This is a genomic window from Halomonas sp. ND22Bw (genome assembly GCF_003011945.1).
Taxonomy (GTDB): Bacteria; Pseudomonadota; Gammaproteobacteria; order Pseudomonadales; family Halomonadaceae; genus Halomonas; species Halomonas halophila.
The window spans coordinates 1-539 of sequence record NZ_PXWD01000083.1 but is presented as its reverse complement, the minus strand read 5'-3'; the positions used below and the strand labels follow the sequence as shown (position 1 = coordinate 539).

Annotated in this window: 1 pseudogene; it reads left to right on the top strand. The window is 63.8% G+C overall.

Features of this window, described 5'->3' with window-relative positions:
* Window positions 1-165: 165 nt before the first annotated feature.
* Window positions 166-539, top strand: a pseudogene (locus CVH10_RS17060) (IS6-like element ISMpo1 family transposase); the annotation flags it as partial.

Genomic DNA, 539 nt, shown 5'->3' with positions numbered 1-539 from the left:
GGGCTCTCTCCGCCGTGTGAACGAACGGCCCCTCGTCGGAGGTAGGCCAGCTTCCGCTTCGGTGAACCTCAACCTGAGCCAAATGGGGCCTGTCGCAAACCCGCAGCGTTTACCCCGCGTTGACCATACAGCCCGCATGGTGCCTCCAGTCCCGGAGGCCACCCCATGATCCTGTCCGCCATCGCCGCGAAGCTGAAGCAGCGTGCCAAGGCTGACTTCAAGGGCCGGCACTACGAGGCGGCCCTGATCGTCCAGGCCGTCTCCTGGTACCTGCGCTACCCGCTGAGCTACCGCGACATCGAGGAGCTGTTCCTGGAACGCGGCATGGATGTGGACCACTCCACCCTGAACCGCTGGGTCTTGGCCTACGCGCCGCTGATCGAAAAGCGGTTGCGGCAGTTCCGCAAACCGCACTGCGGCTCGGTACGCATCGACGAAACGTACATCAAGGTGCGGGGGGAGTGGCGCTACCTCTACCGAGCCATCGACAAGCACGGCAATCCAGTCGATTTCCTGCTCACCGCCAATCGGGATCTCGA